15 protein-coding genes are annotated in these 17,731 nt (G+C 46.0%); 7 read left to right on the forward strand and 8 right to left on the reverse strand.

The window, feature by feature from the left end; genetic code table 11:
• Positions 1-152 precede the first annotated feature (152 nt).
• The 4 genes from CWC22_RS10575 to CWC22_RS10590 all read left to right on the forward strand — a co-directional run bounded on the left by CWC22_RS10575 (position 153) and on the right by CWC22_RS10590 (position 6,836).
• Entirely contained in the window at positions 153-2,231 is a 2,079-nt protein-coding gene (locus CWC22_RS10575) for a winged helix-turn-helix domain-containing protein (protein ID WP_171045126.1), read from the forward strand.
• Between the two features lie 197 nt (positions 2,232-2,428).
• On the forward strand, positions 2,429-3,700 hold the full coding sequence (locus tag CWC22_RS10580) for an efflux RND transporter periplasmic adaptor subunit (RefSeq protein ID WP_138539210.1): 1,272 nt from the start codon (positions 2,429-2,431) through the stop codon (positions 3,698-3,700).
• Between the two features lie 12 nt (positions 3,701-3,712).
• Entirely contained in the window at positions 3,713-4,429 is a 717-nt protein-coding gene (locus CWC22_RS10585; RefSeq protein WP_138539209.1) for an ABC transporter ATP-binding protein, read from the forward strand.
• Positions 4,422-6,836 (forward strand): ABC transporter permease, encoded by a 2,415-nt coding sequence (locus tag CWC22_RS10590; protein WP_138539208.1) that lies wholly within the window; start codon positions 4,422-4,424, stop codon positions 6,834-6,836. Before CWC22_RS10585 ends, CWC22_RS10590 begins: the two co-directional genes overlap by 8 nt.
• A gap of 50 nt (positions 6,837-6,886) precedes the next feature.
• Here CWC22_RS10590 and CWC22_RS10595 read toward each other — a convergent pair whose 3' ends face one another.
• The 4 genes from CWC22_RS10595 to CWC22_RS10610 all read right to left on the reverse strand — a co-directional run bounded on the left by CWC22_RS10595 (position 6,887) and on the right by CWC22_RS10610 (position 11,501).
• Positions 6,887-8,443: a SulP family inorganic anion transporter gene (locus CWC22_RS10595; RefSeq protein WP_125559748.1), complete on the reverse strand. Its 1,557-nt coding sequence runs from the start codon at positions 8,441-8,443 to the stop codon at positions 6,887-6,889.
• Positions 8,444-8,555: 112 nt separating this feature from the next.
• Entirely contained in the window at positions 8,556-9,014 is a 459-nt protein-coding gene (locus CWC22_RS10600) for an Lrp/AsnC family transcriptional regulator (protein WP_010387187.1), read from the reverse strand.
• Positions 9,015-9,068: 54 nt separating this feature from the next.
• A complete protein-coding gene (locus CWC22_RS10605) occupies positions 9,069-9,710 on the reverse strand; it encodes an MBL fold metallo-hydrolase (RefSeq protein ID WP_138539207.1) in 642 nt (213 codons plus the stop codon).
• Entirely contained in the window at positions 9,711-11,501 is a 1,791-nt protein-coding gene (locus CWC22_RS10610) for a M14 family metallopeptidase (protein WP_125559750.1), read from the reverse strand.
• A gap of 141 nt (positions 11,502-11,642) precedes the next feature.
• Here CWC22_RS10610 and CWC22_RS10615 point away from each other — a divergent pair, with 141 nt between their 5' ends.
• Complete coding sequence (locus CWC22_RS10615) at positions 11,643-12,473, forward strand: SDR family oxidoreductase (RefSeq protein ID WP_138539206.1); 831 nt, start codon at positions 11,643-11,645, stop codon at positions 12,471-12,473.
• A 57-nt stretch (positions 12,474-12,530) separates the two neighbouring features.
• Here CWC22_RS10615 and rplT read toward each other — a convergent pair whose 3' ends face one another.
• The 4 genes from rplT to thrS all read right to left on the reverse strand — a co-directional run bounded on the left by rplT (position 12,531) and on the right by thrS (position 15,857).
• Positions 12,531-12,890 carry a 50S ribosomal protein L20 gene (gene rplT / locus CWC22_RS10620; protein ID WP_010387194.1) on the reverse strand — a complete coding sequence of 120 codons (360 nt, stop codon included), beginning with the start codon at positions 12,888-12,890 and terminating at the stop codon, positions 12,531-12,533.
• Between the two features lie 15 nt (positions 12,891-12,905).
• Positions 12,906-13,106 carry a 50S ribosomal protein L35 gene (gene rpmI / locus CWC22_RS10625; protein WP_010387195.1) on the reverse strand — a complete coding sequence of 67 codons (201 nt, stop codon included), beginning with the start codon at positions 13,104-13,106 and terminating at the stop codon, positions 12,906-12,908.
• 204 nt (positions 13,107-13,310) lie between these two features.
• Positions 13,311-13,874, reverse strand: a complete 564-nt coding sequence (gene infC / locus CWC22_RS10630) for a translation initiation factor IF-3 (RefSeq protein WP_010387196.1) — start codon at positions 13,872-13,874, stop codon at positions 13,311-13,313.
• Positions 13,875-13,946: 72 nt separating this feature from the next.
• Positions 13,947-15,857, reverse strand: coding sequence for a threonine--tRNA ligase (gene thrS / locus CWC22_RS10635; RefSeq protein ID WP_125559754.1), 1,911 nt, complete (start codon positions 15,855-15,857; stop codon positions 13,947-13,949).
• Between the two features lie 237 nt (positions 15,858-16,094).
• Here thrS and CWC22_RS10640 point away from each other — a divergent pair, with 237 nt between their 5' ends.
• Together CWC22_RS10640 and CWC22_RS10645 are read left to right on the forward strand one after the other, a co-directional pair.
• Entirely contained in the window at positions 16,095-17,099 is a 1,005-nt protein-coding gene (locus CWC22_RS10640; RefSeq protein WP_040645231.1) for an endonuclease/exonuclease/phosphatase family protein, read from the forward strand.
• 75 nt (positions 17,100-17,174) lie between these two features.
• Positions 17,175-17,636, forward strand: coding sequence for a DUF3010 family protein (locus CWC22_RS10645; RefSeq protein WP_125559756.1), 462 nt, complete (start codon positions 17,175-17,177; stop codon positions 17,634-17,636).
• Positions 17,637-17,731: the final 95 nt, after the last annotated feature.

Below are 17,731 nucleotides of genomic sequence, written 5' to 3' on the forward strand. Positions count from 1 at the left end.
TTTAATAGGTTAAAAATAAAAAACTGGGGTCATTAAAAGGGCCTGGATTTACGTCAGCCTAAAAACTAGCGTATTATCTGAATTAACCAACTCACACGTTGGCGTGTACAAAGATAATAACAAGACCATACAGTACCAGGCAGGAGCCTATTTTGAGATACCTGAGATTTAAACACCTGATCATTGACACCCATAACCAGCTCCTAATCCGTAATGGTATCTCAGTAACGCTGGCACCAAAAGTGTACGATCTCCTCTACTACCTGGCGCGCAACCAGCAACGTGTAATTAGCAAGGATGAATTAATGGATGCAGTATGGCAAGGTACACTCGTAACGGATAACGCCATTAGCCGGACTCTGGTCAAGGTGCGTAAAGCACTGGGGGATGACCCCAAATCCCCTAACTTCATTTTAACAGTGCCGCGCAAGGGATATCGCATGATCTCTGTGTTTGAAGAAACAGACCAGATCCCAATGCAGACAACAAACACCCACAATGCTGATCCAGTCAATCACCAGCTTACTTTGAGCGCAGTTAGAATTAAGCGGGCTATTTTATCTGCTATTGCCTTGTCGGCTGCCACTGTTATTGCAGGGGTGTTTCTATATTATCCGTATTCGTCGCCTGAGCTGAGTATAAACAAGCAAGTCAAACCATTTACGCGAGCACAAGGCGAGGAGTTATACCCCCGTCTGTCGCCAGATCTCAAAACGCTCGCTTATGTCAAAAAGACGAAGCAGCTGAGTACACTCATCGTCGAAAATGTCAGCACACATAATCAGCAACAGCTATCAATCCCCCTTGCTCGGTTTAGTCGACCAAGTTGGTCACCAGATAGTAAACAGCTTGCATTTGTCATGCATACACCGCAAACGTGTGGCATTTACCTGGCCCGTCTGGCGCACTTGCGTACGCAGTCACAATGGCAGAAACTCAGCACATGCGGCAGCAAAAGCAAGCCCGCTCTGGTATTTTCAAAAGACGGGAAAAAGCTTTATTTCAATGACCGCACTTCAGAAGAGTTCGGCTATCAGGTTTTCCAAATTGATATAACTCAGGGACATAAGTCAATCGTCAATCAACCTATTACCAACGGTCGTGGAAACTATGCCTTTGACCTTGCACCAGACGGTCGTTCGTTGGTTATGTTAAACAGTGAATTTGGGCCTAAAACACGTATTTACACGCTTGACCTCGCCTCATCAGAACTAACCCAAACCGCACAGCTTGACTACCTAATGCGCTCAGCCATCTGGCATCATGACAGTCGCAGCTTGATCCATCCGGCCCCACACCCGGCTTATGAGTTGTGGCAAAGTACCGTGCAAGGCGATAAATTGGCAACCGTCATTAGCAACACGGCGCGTGTCAAACACCCAGCCAGAATAAACAATGGGACAGATTTTACCTTTGTATCTTATCTTTTGGACCGGGATATCTATTTACAGCGCAGTAAAGGCAATGAAGTGCAACCACTGGCAAACTCATCGGTTATGGACTATCTGCCCACGATGACAGATACGTCATCACATTACGCCTTCGTTTCTAAGCGCTCAACACACGCCCAGGTCTACCTGGGTGATATTACTCAGCCGCTGGCGGAGCCCGTTCAACTGACCTCCAGTAAAACCTCTGGTCGCTTTTACCAGCTCGTATTTTCACCTGATGGTAATCACTTGCTCAGTTTGGGGGATAATCAGCTTCTCATCACAAATATTACCACGTTGGAAACCTACTCCCTGCCCATCACCGATATGGCTATCAGGGGAGCCAGCTGGCAGTCAAACAATCAATTGTTGTTTTCCACGACCAGAAATAATCGCTGGCATCTGGTACGTTTCGATCTGACAACACTTAAAGTCGAGCTTACTTTTCCCGACTTTATGGGTGGGATCTACAGCAAACACGATGACGCTTTTTACCTGTTACACCGTAAGACAGGTCAGGTATTCAAGCACACAGAATCAACCTCCGAAACCGTAGCCTTGCCACTATATTGTACAACGCACCTGCCCAATCGAAAGCTTACTCTGCAACGCGGAAAACATGGATTACATTGCTCAAAGGACGATCAAAGCCATGTGTACCTCCCAATCACATCGACAGATAAAGTAACCTGGCCGCAGCAGATTGATAATGCAGATTATCAGCTTTCAGCACATGGAATAATCTATACACGTCTGCAACGTACCACTGCAGATGTCATGAGAACACACAAAATACAGTAAAACGTTTTCCGATTGTGATATTGCCTCAACATCACGCCACCTGTTAAACCATTAATTATATTGATTTTAGTTATGACCACTTTGAGTGGTCATCACTTTTCCGCTAGCCATCACACCTTTTCCTAGTTTGTTCCTGACTCCTCTTTGCTGCTCAACAATACTGAGCTGCGTTTTTATTCACAGGATCAGGAGCCAGTATGGATAAACCCATCCAACCCAAATTATTGAGCAGACGACGCGTCGTTATTACTTCACTTGTCACTGCTTTTATTGTGGTTTCAGCTACAAGTATTCAGGTGTTCAGTGCTCGCTTTCAAACGTCAGGGAAAACCTATAACGTCAGTCAAAACACACTTGAATTCAGTACGGCACACCGCACCAACTTTACTCACTACCTGCCATTGCGTGGTGTTGTGGAACCACAAGATACCGTCTTCATAGATGCAATCGATGGCGGACGTGTTGACGCCTTGTACGTTCAGGAAGGTGAGCGAGTTACTCAGGGGCAGCCATTGCTCAAGCTCAGTAACACGGACCTGCAACTCAGGGTGTTGGCTCGCGAAGCAGAAGTATCCGAGCAGATTAACGACATGCACAACACGCGCCTGGCTGTTGAGCAAAACCAACTTGCGTTAGCACGAGACATCATTGAACTCGATTTTGCCGTTCTTAAATTGGAAAAAGAGTTGGCGCGCCAACAAAAGCTATATGAACAAGCCTTAGTGCCACGACGCACAGTGGAAACACTCAGGGATGAACTTAACTATCAAGTGACATACCGTGAAACAGTAAAACAAAGTCAGCAAAAAGAAGCATTATTGCAACAACAACAGCTCACCCAGCTTTCCCAAAGTATTGCGACCTTGCAATCTAACCTTAAGATATCGCAATCCAGCCTCAACAAACTCACTATCCGTGCCCCACGCGATGGTCAGCTGACATTTATGAACGCCCGGATTGGTGAATCCATAACACCCGGTGAACGACTTGGTCAGGTCGACCTGATCGACAAATTCAAAATCAGTGCGCACATCGACGAATTTTATATAGACCAAATCTCGATGACACACGTTGCAATGATGAAAGTTGGACAAGCAACCGTCCCGTTGACTGTAGCCAAAATTTTCCCGGGTATCGAAAACGGTCGATTTAAAGTTGATTTTCATGTCCAAAACCACACTGAACTGCCCGCATTAAGACTCGGACAAAGCCTGTCACTGGAGCTAAACCTAAGTTCTGAGAACACTCTACTAGTCGTCGATAATGGAGCGTTTATTCAGTCTACCGCAGGAACCTGGGCATTTGTTGTAAGTCCAGGTGGACACAGTGCGTCCAGACGCCAAATCACACTTGGCCGTCGTAACCCTGCACAAGTGGAAGTCATTTCAGGCCTTAATCCCAACGAGCGACTGATCACCTCTTCATATAACCGCTTTGCTGACGCAGAGCACCTTACTCTCATCCCTTAAGGTAAAACAATCATGATCATATTGAATAATGTCAGCCGCTCATTTATTGCGGAACATATCGAGACCGTCGCGCTGGATAAGCTCTCCCTATCGGTCAGCCAAGGTGAATTCATCACGATTTTAGGACCATCAGGTTGCGGTAAGTCATCTTTGCTCAATATTCTGGGCATGCTGGATGACATTGATGAAGGCAGCTTTGTGTTCAAAGGTACTGAGTTAGCTTCTGCATCTTCATCAACAAAGGCACAATTGAGGAAAAAACACATTGGGTTTATTTTTCAGAGTTTCAACCTGATAGACGAACTCACTGTAGAGCAAAATATCGCACTGCCACTACATTATCAGCAACTCAATAAAGCACAACGAGCCGCCCGAGTTGAAGAGGTACTTCACCGCTTGGATATCGCTCATCGCCGTACTCACTTGCCAGCTAAGCTCTCAGGAGGCCAGCAACAACGAGTTGCGATTGCACGCGCAATAGTCACTCAGCCAGATTTGATTTTGGCCGATGAACCAACGGGCAATCTCGATTCCAAAAACTCAACACAAGTCATGAAAATACTTCACCAACTCAACATGATGGGAACAACCATTATTATGGTGACGCATGCTCAGGAGCAAGTTCAGTACGGCACTCGGGTTGTTCGACTTATGGATGGCAAAATACAGCAAGACAGCCCGGTTTCTGCTCAACGCACATTGAGCAAACAGGAGGCATTAAGTGATTAGTCTTTTATTTACCATGACATGGCGTAATATGCTACGTAGCAAACGCACGACGGTCATCCAACTACTCAGCTTAATCATCGGCCTGACCTGTTTTATGTTGATCCAACTGTATGTCGCTCATCAACATAGTTTTAATTCACACTTCAAAGATGCAGACAATATTTACCGGATTAATCTGCTTAGAGATGATAATCGACCTCAAACGCTAACTCCACTTCGGCTTGCAGAGGAACTTACCAGTAACTTCCCGGAGATCACAGACACAACTCGTATTTCGGTCAGTACGATATCCGTCAGAAATTCATCTGGTGTATTTGCTGAGCGTGCACTTTTCGTTGATGAGAACTTTTTCTCATTTTTTGACTACAGCCTGATTGAAGGAGATGTTCACACGGCACTCCAGGCACCAGATAAAGTGGTATTACATGAAGCACAAGCGCGGAAGTACTTTTCGCGCAGTACTCAGTTTATTGGTGAACAGCTTGACATTAACGGTAAATCCTATCAGGTAGCCGCGATAATAAAGTATTCAGCTGCCCCATCCACCATCCCACGCGAGATAATCTTACCTATCCAGAACTATTTTCAACAGCTGCCAAATGAGCGCTGGCGAACATTGTGGAACTTCAATGCGACCATCACATTTGCAAAAGTCACACAAGCAACAGCAATAAAGTCACTGACTGCAAGTATTAGTGACTATTATCAGCAACGCGTTGAAGGGTTATCATCTTATAAGCGTTACCGAGTCATGCTCGAGCCCTTGCTGGATGTCTACCTAAACGCTACTGCGACGCGCAGCCTGATCCCTCCGGGCAGTCGTGAGATGGTAGACACCTTTGTGCTGATATCTTTTATGTTATTGGTGCTGGCCTGTATAAACTTCACCAATTTGGCCACCGCTACTTCTTTACGGCGCGCAAGAGAAGTAGGAATAAAAAAAGCACTCGGAGCGAGTCCAAACCAGCTGGCTTTGCACTATTTGATTGAATCCTTATTTATCACTCTATTTGCCCTTGGAGCGGCACTCGCTTTGACCGCGATGCTATTAGGCGCATTTAATCAACTGATGGGGTCGCAAATTGCACTCACCCTCTCCTTCAAACATATCCTCACGCTAATACTCACTTTATTATGCGTTACGCTTCTTGCGGGAGGCTATCCTGCTCTATTTCTTAGCCGCATGAACGCCGCTTTGGTACTCAAGGGAGTAATAGATGCAGGAAAAGGAGGAGTACTGTTTCGCCGCATTCTCATGGTCATACAATTTATCATTGCCATGTTACTGTTGATCGCCAGCACAGTGGTCAGTCATCAGATGCACTACCTGAGTACAATGGCACAAGGCTATGACAGAGAAAATGTCCTCATCATCAACCCTGGTGCTGCTGTCTATCAGGACTTCAAGCGTCAGGTGTCAAGATTTGCTGATGTTGCCTCCCTGAGCATGTCACATACTATCCCTACCAAAGCGACACGTACATCAGCGATTGTAAGAACGCAAGAAACGCCCGGTAATGAGATATGGGTTGGTAATAACCCGGTTAGCTATGACTATTTCAGGACGATGGGTATTACGCTTCTGAGCGGCCGGGTTTTTCAACGTCAGTTCCCCGGAGATCCCTACTTTGAGGATAACCAGAATACAGGGAATACCCGCGGAAACTTAATAATCAATGCAACGCTGGCAGCCAAGCTAGACGCTGATCCCAACGAAATCATAGGCCGCTTTTTGACACTCGGCAGTGCCAGCGAAGGGTTACATCGCCATCAGGTCATCGGCGTTGTCGAAGACACCCATCATGTAGACGCCAGCCAGCGTGTACCTCCTATGATATATGTTTTGTCAGAAAGTCCTGAAGACATGGCACTTCGGTGGATAGCAATCAGGCTGAAATCCGGATTCAATCAAGATGTGCTTCAACAGCTGGAACAGACTTGGCTCGCGTTAGACAGCAACAGAGCCTTTAAGTATGAGTGGTTGTCAGGCTTATTTGATGCGCAATATCATAATCAGACACAGCACCTGCAATTACTTGAGCTATTTACACTGATCGCACTGGTCATGTCTGTTGCTGGGTTATACGCAGTGGCTGCTTTTACCTTATCACAAAGCCTAAAGGAAATAGCTATACGGCAAATCATGGGCGCAAAAAACTGGCAAATTTATGCGTTGTTCCAATTACGTTTTGGCATTCTGGTACTGTTTGCAACGCTTGTCGCATTACCGATCGCGTTTATTTTACTCGGCGACTGGCTGAATCAGTATATCTATCGAATTGAATTACCTACGAGTGCCTTTGTTATGAGTTCACTTGCCTGTTTGGCAATGGCAGGGGTAACCGTCCAGGTGGTGGCTTTGAAAGCAGTGCGAAGTCGCCCTGTTGACACTTTAAAACGTGAATAGCTCGACTATAAAAAGAAGAAGCCCCTCAAAAGGGGCTTCTTAAAATAAAGTTACGCCAGTTTATCCGATGCAACTTTGTATTTTGGATCTTCTATCACATTCACTTCCACCAAATCTGCCGCTTTTGCCAATAACTGCTGGCAATCCTGACTCAGGTGACGCAAATGCAATTTCTTTCCGGCCTTAGTGTACTTTTCTGCAAGCGCATCAATGGCTTCAATTGCACTGTGGTCGGCAACTCGGCTATGTTTGAACTCAATGATCACATCAGCCGGATCATTTGCCACATCAAACAACTCAGCAAAATTCTTCACAGAGCCAAAGAATAATGGGCCATGTAACTCATACACTTTTGAGCCCTGCTCATCAATGTAATTGCTGGTATAGATGTGTTTAGCGTGCTCCCAGGCGAAAACCAGCGCTGAGACAATCACACCAACACAGACTGCGATAGCGAGGTCGGTCACCACTGTGACACCAGATACCAGGACAATTACAAACGCGTCGCTCTTTGGAATGCGCTTCATCAGGCGGAAGCTGGACCACTCAAAAGTACCCAGTACAACCATAAACATCACACCAACCAAAGCAGCCAGTGGGATCATTTCGATTAGGCTGGCAGCAAACAAGATAAAGGCAAGTAGTAATATGGCAGCGGTAATACCAGACAGACGGCTACGACCACCTGAATTAATGTTGATCATTGACTGACCAATCATTGCACAGCCACCCATTGCACCGAATACACCACAGGTCATGTTTGCAGCGCCCTGGCCAATACACTCTCTGTTCGAATGGCCACGTGTTTCAGTGATCTCGTCGATCAAGGTCAGGGTCAGTAATGATTCAATCAGACCAATCGCGGCAAGGATCAGTGCATATGGGAAAATAATCATGAAAGTTTCCCATGTCCACGGCACCTGAGGGATATGGAATTCAGGGAAGCCGCCTGCAATAGTAGCATTCACATTGCCACTCATATCTTTGAGGTAATCCAGAACGTTACGCGTATCCAGGTCGAGTCCAATCACCAAACCAGTAACCACCAGGATTGCTGCCAGGCTTGACGGTACCGCCGTTGTTAGTTTTGGTAGAAAGTGGATGATTGCCATCGTCAACGCTACCAGACCAGCCATGATATAAAGCTGCTGTCCTTGCATCCACTGTAATGTGCCAGTTCCATCCATCACCTTAAACTGGCCAAGCTGAGCCAGGAAAATCACGATGGCCAGGCCATTTACGAAGCCGAGCATCACCGGGTGCGGTACCATACGAATGAACTTACCAAGCTTAAATACGCCTGCGAGGATCTGTAAGACCCCCATCAGCAACACTGTCGCAAACAGGTATTCGACACCATGTTCAATCACCAGGCTCACCATAACGACGGCAAGCGCACCGGTTGCACCAGATATCATACCTGGACGACCACCAAAAATAGACGTGATCAAGCCCACGATGAACGCGGCGTATAAGCCGACTAATGGGTCGACATGTGCGACAAACGCAAATGCGACAGCTTCAGGTACCAACGCCAGAGCGACGGTCAATCCTGACAGTATGTCGTTCTTAGCAGAGCTGGGCGCTTTGCCTATTAGATTAAACATTTAAATCCCCAAGATTATTACTACGACAGAAAAGCGCTGGATCCTAGCAAAATCCAGCGCTTTTAACAAATGAGATACATTATAGTTGAGTTTCAGGTCTGATGTATGACAATCAGATTGGCAGGGCTGTGGTTCGCTTAACGCACGTCATTGTAACGTTTGAATGAACTTCCTGAACATATTCGAGGTTGAGCAGATTATCTCTGACAAATTGCTCATACCCTTCTATACCACGAGAAATAATGCGTAACATAAAGTCCATCGTGCCTGCCATCGTATAGCACTCAGTGACTTCGTCATAACTCATGATCAATTTTTCGAATTCTGCAAGGTTATTACGGCCATGGTTAGATAACTTAACATGAGCATAAACAAGCATATCAAAACCAAGCTGTTTCTCATCCAGCAATGCAACTTTTCCTTTGATATAACCATCTTGCTCGAGTTTGGCAATACGACGCCAACAAGGTGACTGGGACAGCCCTACTTTGTCGGCTATTTCTGCCGTAGATAAACTCGCATCTTGCTGTAACAGCGCTAGTATTTGACGATCAACCTGATTTAATGACATATTTTTCTTAATTTTTAATTAGTTAAATGAATACAGTGCCGATAGACTCAGTTATCAGCCAAACCGCCCGCTCATAAAAGGATTATGTCGCTGCTCATACCCAATCGACGTATCTTCACCATGGCCACTCATTACCCGAGTCGCCTCTGGTAAAGTGAATAGCTGAGTTTCGATAGAACGTTTTAGCAATGCCGCATCCCCCTTTGGAAAATCTGTTCTGCCGACTGAGCCCTTGAACAACACATCACCAACCAATACAGTTGCACTCTGTGGCTCATAAAACACGACATGACCCGGCGTATGTCCGGGACAGTGGCGCACTTCCAATTTCAGCTCGCCAAGTTCAACGCATTCGCCGTCTTCAAGCCAGCGTCTGGGAAAGAACGAGGCCTGCGGTGCAAAGCCAAACATCTGCGCTTGCATAGGTAATGCATCAAACCAAAACTTATCTTCGCGCTGTGGCCCGACAATATCAACCCCTAAAGCTTCGGATAACGCCTCACTGGCACCAACATGGTCAAGATGCCCATGCGTAAGCAAAATCATTTCAACTTTAAGGGTGCGTTCCTTTATAACAGACAATATTTTATCAACATCGCCCCCCGGGTCAACCACTGCGCACAGACCTGTGCCAGGACAACAAATAATCCGACAGTTCTGCATAAATGGTGTGACGGGTATGGTGATTACCTGCATTTATTTTTCCTTAAAGGACATGAGTATCGGATACTTCAGATAAGCCTGATCATAATATGGCGTACGCTGATATAGCCACTCCATTCTCGCTTTTGGATCTTTCGCAAAGGCTTTATCCTCGCTGATTTTTTTATCAAACGCCAGTGCCATTGCCGGATTGTCTTTTAACATTTTCCGGGCGAAAGGTTCAAGCGCATAATTTTCAACGTACTCAGTGCGCTGGAACACGCCAGGGAAATCCCCCCAGGCGAAAAACGAGTCAGGTGCTTGAGGGTGTAGCAAATGGGTTACCAGCTCTCCATTGGCTTGCTGAGTTGACACTCGATACCAGCCCGACAGGCTCAGGGATGTCGACACTGCCTGCTGCTCAAATTCGGCACTAACACGAAAACGCCCTTCAAATGGGGTGTCTGCAAATTGATATGAGGTTATCGCAAGCTGAACCAAATCATCAGCCAATACATCAGTATTCAGCTGCTCAACGGTAACCCCATGGAGTTTAAGCTTTTCCACAGTATTGGTATAAGCAGGCGGAATGTAAAACGCACTGGGCACTTTCACTTTAACCTTTACTTCTTTTTGCCAGTAAACGGGGAGTTGCTCATACAACATTGGCTCGCCAAGATATTTGGCTTCCATTTGACCTGATAACGCACTTTTGAAGCGTTTATAGGCAATACCTTTAAATGTTATCAGTGCTGGTTTTTCAGCATAGCTGCGTTCAACAACCAACTCATCCGGCACAAAATGTTTCTCTGTTTCAACCGCTTTAGCTAATGCCTGATGATGCTCAGACAATGCATCAATGACGCCATCAACAAATACATAAGTACCTAGTACTCGTTGTTTATAAGGTTTTAGAGAATGATTCTCTAACAATATGCTCGGCAGTGCCTTAATATCTGCCCAGCCATTTGAAAACCGCGGGCCAGCCACCCAGCCTGCGAGCCCTTTTTTAAAGTCTCGTTTATCCATTACAAACACCAGAGGGCCTGGCTCATGGCCTTGCTGGCGAAGTTTTTCGTCTATCATAGGCGTAAAATGCTGCTCCAGCACTTTAGCAACAGCGGGCGACTCACTGGCAAAGCTGGGGTTAAACCCATAGGTAATATCATATTGATAGTCAGCGCCATCCGTCACATGCAAGTCAAGATACATAGCGGGCTGGTATTGATTGATCACTTGCATAACAGCTCGCACACCTGGCGTGTCAAGCTTAGTGTAGTCACGATTGAGGTTCAGATTGAGCCCATTGGTGCGATAACCCATCGTCGCAGGGCCACGCTGATTTATGCGGTTATAGGCACTTCTTCTCTCGTGACCATCGACGTTCAGCACGGGAATAAACAGAATATTAACCTTGTTGAGCACATCACGCCGTTTGCCCGTCGCTATATCGCGTAAAAGCATAAACATAGCATCTTTGCCGTCTATTTCGCCCGCGTGGATCCCAGCCTGGACCAGCAATGTCGGTTTGTTGTTATTTTTCAACATAGCTGGACTGAACTGATTTACCTGAGACGCAATCAACATTTTAATATCGCGGCCTGCATTACTCTTCCCTATCGTAACCGCCTTAAACTGAGTTGGATTCGCCGCGACCAGGCGGTCGATAAATGCCATCGTTTTTGCATAGTCCGGACTTTCCAGACCCTTGCTCAGTTCAAAATCTGTGGTGAGTGGTCCCTGCTCCTGCATCAGGTCGACACTTTTTCCCTGCCAGTCTTGCAGCGGTGGTAAATGACTATTCAGATTTACTGTTGCACTTAGCAAAACAATGCCTAAATTCATAAACAATCTTTATTTTTATCTATCAATATAATGATTATATCAATATTTAAATTAACAACTTACAATGTGCGGTGATTCTACAAAAATTCACAGTTAATCGCGAGCTAACTTTTGGCACTGCGAAAAAACATGGATAAACACATGACAAAATCGATTTTAATCACAGGTTGCTCCACCGGCATTGGCCATTACTGCGCCAAAGCGCTTCATCACAGTGGGTTTCGAGTAGTGGCGTCGGTGCGCAATCCTGAACACTTGACGCGCTTTGAAGCTGATGGCATACCCTGCATCCTGTTGGATCTGGCGGATGAAGCGTCTATCAAAAAGGGGTTTGATGAGGCTGTTGCGCTGTGCGACGGAAAGCTCGATGCGCTGTTTAACAACGGCGCTTATGGTCAGCCCGGCGCGGTAGAAGACTTACCAACCGAGGTTTTACGCGCACAATTTGAAACCAATTTGTTCGGCTGGCATACCCTGACGCGCATGGCAGTTGCCCATATGAGAAACCATGGCGGCGACAGCCGAATCATTCAAAACTCATCCGTTCTGGGACTTGTCGCTTTGCCCTACCGCGGCGCCTACAATGCCAGTAAATTCGCGTTGGAAGGGCTTACAGATACACTCCGCATGGAGCTAAATGGGTCAAATATTCAGGTAAGCCTGATAGAGCCTGGCCCTGTCTTATCTGATTTTCGTCGTAATGCGCGCATTGCGTTTGAACAACATATTGAAATAAACAGCAGTGCACATAAAGCGGAATACGAAGCACAGTTAGCACGACTGAATGCGCAGTCTGCACCTCAAAAGTTTACCTTAGGGCCTGATGCAGTCTACGAAAAGCTCGTGCATGCACTGACAGCAAAACGTGCAAAGCCAAGGTATTACGTCACCTTCCCGACCTACTTAATGGGATATCTTAAGCGCTTGCTTAGCTCAACCTGGCTGGACAAAATTTTGCTCAAAAATAGATAGGATCAAAAAAAGGAGCCATAGGCTCCTTTTCTTTCAATCGCTTAACTTAATATGGAATTAAGCTGCAAGACCTTCTTTTGCTTTAGCAACAAGTGCTGCGAAAGCTACCTGGTCGTATACTGCGATATCAGCTAGGATCTTACGATCGATTTCAACAGATGACTTTTTAAGGCCATTGATGAAACGGCTGTAAGAAAGGCCGTTTTGACGTGCAGCAGCGTTGATACGTGCAATCCATAGTTGACGGAAAGTACGTTTCTTAGCGCGACGGTCACGGTAAGCGTATTGACCTGCTTTAGTTACTGCCTGGAAAGCTACGCGATAAACGCGTGAACGCGCTCCGTAGTAACCTTTAGCTTGCTTTAATACTTTTTTGTGACGTGCACGTGCGATAACACCGCGTTTAACTCTTGCCATTTCTGATATCCTCTATTAAGCGAATGGTAACATACGATTGATAAGACCCAGGTCATTCTTATGAACCATAGTCTTGTTACGTAGGTGAAGTTTACGCTTAGAAGATTTCTTAGTCAGAATGTGACGAAGATGCGACTGTTTACGCTTGAAACCGCCAGAAGCAGTCTTTTTGAAGCGCTTAGCAGCACCTCTGTGTGTCTTTAGTTTGTAAGACATTGCAATAACTCCAAATGATATTGCGTTAACGTTATGCAAGCAGGCGGATGATAAACATCACTTTGTTGGCCTGGTATGCACCCTAATTCCGGTGAAAGGCCACATGTGGCCTTTACTTAGGTACCGGTTAACTCAGGTGGCTGACGCACTTTAAACCTGAGTTAAATTCTGTCGATCGTTAAATCGGCGCGTATTATGCCTTGCTTAAGACTTTTTCGCAATAGGTGCCATCATCATAATCATTTGACGACCTTCAACCCGGTTCGGGAATGACTCTACCTGAGCCACTTCTTCCAGATCGGCTTTCAAACGATTAAGCATTTCAATGGCAATTTCCTGGTGAGCCATTTCACGGCCACGGAAACGAATGGTGATTTTCGCTTTGTCGCCCGCTTCAAGGAATTTGCGAAGGTTACGCAGTTTAACCTGATAATCGCCTTCGTCCGTGCCAGGACGGAATTTGATTTCTTTAACCTGGATCTGTTTTTGCTTTTTCTTTTGTTCTTTTTGTAGTTTTGCTTTTTCAAAAAGGAACTTACCATAGTCCATTACTTTACAGACTGGTGGCTCTGCATTTGGACTGATCTCAACCAGGTCCAGGCCGGCTTCTTCTGCAAGCGTTCTTGCTTCTCTAATAGAAACTACGCCCGCCTGCTCGCCTTCAGCGTCAATTAAGCGAACTTCTTTTGCTGATATTTCTTCATTGATACGATTTTTCTGAGCAGTAGTTTGCCCTTTTTTGCCGCCTCTAATGGTACGTTCCTCCAAAAAGTCAAAAATATATTGTGCGAAAAGCGATTTGAATTAAGTGATAAGCCTTTCGCACAGGTTTACTATAAATTAACGTCTGTCTTTAATCTCTTCGCTGATTTTAGCGATGAAATCATCTACAGAGAACTTGCCCAGGTCTTCACCTTTGCGCGTTCTTACCGCTACTTCTTGTTGTTCAACTTCTTTGTCACCGACAACAAGCAGATAAGGGATACGTTTTAAAGTATGCTCGCGGATTTTAAAGCCAATCTTTTCATTTCTCAAGTCAGCACAGGCTCTTATTCCCAGTTTATTCAGTTTTTGTACAACTTCGTGCACATAGTCTGCCTGTTTGTCGGTGATATTCATGATCACCACTTGCTTCGGCGCAAGCCAGGTCGGGAATAACCCTGCGTACTCTTCGGTTAAAATACCGATGAAACGCTCTATTGACCCTAACACGGCGCGGTGGATCATCACCGGCGTTTTACGTTCATTATTTTCCGCTACATAAGTCGCGCCTAAACGGCCCGGTAAAGCAAAGTCTAGCTGCACTGTGCCACATTGCCAAGCACGCTCAAGACAGTCATACAAAGTAAATTCGATCTTAGGGCCGTAGAATGCACCTTCGCCCGGCAAATAACCAAATTCGATATCATTTGCTTTTAGTGCATCAGCCAGTGCTTCTTCAGCCTTGTCCCACATTTCGTCATCACCGATACGTTTCTCAGGACGCGTTGAGAGCTTTACAACAATTTTCTCAAAGCCGAACGTCGAATAGGTATCATAGATCATATTGATACAGGCGGATACTTCATCCATTACCTGCTCTTCGGTACAGAAGACGTGCGCATCATCCTGAGTAAAACCACGCACACGCATCAGGCCGTGCAATGCACCTGATGGCTCGTTACGGTGACAACAGCCAAACTCTGCCATACGCAGCGGCAGATCACGGTATGACTTCAGACCTTGGTTGAAGATCTGAACATGGCCAGGACAGTTCATTGGCTTTATTGCATACTCACGCTTCTCAGACTCAGTGGTGAACATCGCATCCGAGTACTTGTCCCAGTGACCTGATTTTTCCCACAAGCCACGGTCCATCATCAGCGGACCTTTAACTTCTTCGTATGCATATTCACGTAGCTTTTCACGCACGAATTCTTCTAATTCACGATAGATGCTCCACCCATCGTTGTGCCAGAAGACCATGCCCGGCGCTTCTTCTTGCCAGTGCCACAAATCAAGCGCTTTACCAATTTTACGGTGATCGCGTTTCTCGGCTTCTTCAAGGCGTTTCAGGTAAGCTTTCAGCTGTTTCTTATCAGCCCACGCTGTGCCGTAGATACGCTGCAACATTTTATTTTCGGCATTACCACGCCAGTATGCGCCAGCCACCTTCATGATTTTGAAGTGGTGGCAGAATTTCATGTTTGGTACGTGTGGACCACGACACATATCAACATATTCTTCATGATGATACAGACCCGGACGATCATCTTTTTCAATGTTCTCATCCAGGATTTCCATCTTATAGGTCTCGCCACGCGCTTCAAACGCATCACGCGCTTCTTGCCAGCTTACTTTCTTTTTAACAACGTCGTAATTGGTTTTGGCTAGCTCAAGCATACGTTTTTCGATGGCATCGAGGTCTTCCTGGGTCAGCGAGTGCTCCATATCGATGTCATAATAAAAACCATTATCTATGGTCGGGCCGATCGCCATTTTCGCTTCAGGGAAAAGCTGTTTAACCGCATGGCCGATCAGGTGAGCACAAGAGTGACGAATGATCTCTAAGCCATCTTCATCTTTGGCTGTGATAATTTCTAATTGTGCATCCTGTTCAATCGGATCACAGGCATCAACACGCACACCGTCTACACGACCTGCAATGGTGGCCTTAGCCAAACCAGGGCCGATGTCTTGAGCGACTTCTAAAGTTGTAACCGGGTTTTCAAATATACGCTGACTGCCGTCAGGGAGAGTAATTACTGGCATGATAATTCCTACTTACAGTGGTGACACCTACAACGCATCACATGTACTAGTTTAAGTTAATTGTTTTAAATTTGATGCCCATCAACACTTTTACGAATAAGCATTGGCTGAACAGTGGTATACTGTCGGTGTCCGGGGACTTTCAAACGCAGCGCCCATTGTGAACGCTCACGTGACGAGTTGCAAGGAAAAGACTAAGATTAAGCAGGGATTTTGGCTAAAATGACGGGGAAAACCATGGCACAGAAACACTCATACAAGTTTGCATCTTTTAATTTGCTGAACTTTGCTGCGCCGCCCTATTCTTTTTACCAGCTGGAAGAATCGTATAACGACACTCAATGGCTGACCAAAACACAGTTCATTACGGGCCTGATCCAACATATGGACCCCAGCGTAATTGTGTTTCAGGAGGTATTTAGCCCCGAGACACTGGCCACCTTGTGTGAAGATCTGGGACTGCCTTATTTCGCAACCGTTGACACCCCAAAACCGGACTTGGTTTACCCAAATGTGCTGTTCAATCCCATTGTCGCCATTGCCAGCAAATTCCCGTTTAAGAGCTTTACCCCGTTGGAACCGTGCCCCGAATTACTGGAATACCTCAACAATCAGCATCAATTTAAGTTTAACCGGACCCCAATAAAATGTAGCTTCGAGCTGCCTGGCTTAGGCCTGACAACCGTTTATGCCGTACACTTTAAATCCCAGCGAGTTCACTCAATGGCCCACATGCTGGGCAACACTCCTCAGGAGGATCCTCTTCTGACTTTATTGCATCAAACGGTTGGCACCATGCAATCACAAATATCCCGCTCACTCGAAGCCTCTATTGTCTATTATGATGCACTGAAGACACAGCGCGAAAAAGGCGCCGCGACACTGGTGATGGGCGATTTTAACGATCACATTGCCAGTCCTGCGCTGTCTTTTATGACACAACAGTTCCCAACCAGCGCCATCCACCAGGACTTTAACAGCGTCGGGCTGTTCGACAGTTTTTGTCTGGCCGATAACCAACTCAGTTTCGGACAAAAACCCCCCACACATTATTATCAGGGAGTGGGCAATACGCTTGACTACATTCTCGCCTCCAAAGAATTCAATCCAAACCTTGAGCAGAGCAAGGTAAGGCGTCTCACGTATCATAACTACGCGTCGCACTTAGACCCCAAACGAGACGAAGAAGACATTCGCTATTCCGATCACGCGGCCATCGCCATCGAAATGATACTGCAATAAGTTCTCGGTCATGATGAGCTGTGATATGATCCTTACTTATAACGATTTATTTGACCAGTTAATGGGAAACCAACAATGAGAACACTCGGTGTAGAGATTACCGGCAGCGAGGCCCTGCTGTGCCTTCTGAGCAAAGAAGAAGACGTTTTTGATATTCGCGATATTCGCCAGACTCGCTTTACACTTGGCAATATTGGCCAGGACACAGAGGCAATGCGCAAATTCCACTTCGATTTTGCCAAACTGGTAGAAGATTACAAAATTGACTCTATAGCCATCCGCCAACGTGCCCACAAAGGTAAGTTTGCTGGCAGCGCAGCGGGCTTTAAAATGGAAGCCGCGCTCCAGCTTATTGACGGCACTGATGTGAAGTTATTGTCTTCTACGGAAGTGAAAGAACAGCTTAAACGTAACCCTGTGCCTGTTGACTTCGCCGATACTGGCCTGAAAAAGTATCAGGAACAAGCGTTTCACAACGCCTACGTATTCATTATGCGTAAAACTTACGGTCATGAAGACGCCGAGCCGGCAGAATAATTATTGGCCCGGCGAATGTGCCGGGCTTTTTCTTTGTATAACCAGCTAACACATTCTCCCCTTTCACTTTTTCTAATTGTCACTTGGTTTTAATA

Origin of the sequence: Pseudoalteromonas rubra (assembly GCF_005886805.2) — a bacterium.
Lineage (GTDB): Bacteria > Pseudomonadota > Gammaproteobacteria > Enterobacterales > Alteromonadaceae > Pseudoalteromonas > Pseudoalteromonas rubra_D.

Coding starts and splice junctions, on each gene's coding strand:
- rplT (WP_010387194.1), bottom strand. CDS start 12,890: ATGGCAAGAGTTAAACGCGGTGTTATCGCACGTGCACGTCACAAAAAA.
- rpmI (WP_010387195.1), bottom strand. CDS start 13,106: ATGTCTTACAAACTAAAGACACACAGAGGTGCTGCTAAGCGCTTCAAA.
- CWC22_RS10600 (WP_010387187.1), bottom strand. CDS start 9,014: ATGTCATTAAATCAGGTTGATCGTCAAATACTAGCGCTGTTACAGCAA.
- CWC22_RS10580 (WP_138539210.1), top strand. CDS start 2,429: ATGGATAAACCCATCCAACCCAAATTATTGAGCAGACGACGCGTCGTT.
- CWC22_RS10645 (WP_125559756.1), top strand. CDS start 17,175: ATGAGAACACTCGGTGTAGAGATTACCGGCAGCGAGGCCCTGCTGTGC.
- thrS (WP_125559754.1), bottom strand. CDS start 15,857: ATGCCAGTAATTACTCTCCCTGACGGCAGTCAGCGTATATTTGAAAAC.
- CWC22_RS10640 (WP_040645231.1), top strand. CDS start 16,095: ATGGCACAGAAACACTCATACAAGTTTGCATCTTTTAATTTGCTGAAC.
- CWC22_RS10595 (WP_125559748.1), bottom strand. CDS start 8,443: ATGTTTAATCTAATAGGCAAAGCGCCCAGCTCTGCTAAGAACGACATA.
- CWC22_RS10615 (WP_138539206.1), top strand. CDS start 11,643: ATGACAAAATCGATTTTAATCACAGGTTGCTCCACCGGCATTGGCCAT.
- CWC22_RS10610 (WP_125559750.1), bottom strand. CDS start 11,501: ATGAATTTAGGCATTGTTTTGCTAAGTGCAACAGTAAATCTGAATAGT.
- CWC22_RS10605 (WP_138539207.1), bottom strand. CDS start 9,710: ATGCAGGTAATCACCATACCCGTCACACCATTTATGCAGAACTGTCGG.
- CWC22_RS10585 (WP_138539209.1), top strand. CDS start 3,713: ATGATCATATTGAATAATGTCAGCCGCTCATTTATTGCGGAACATATC.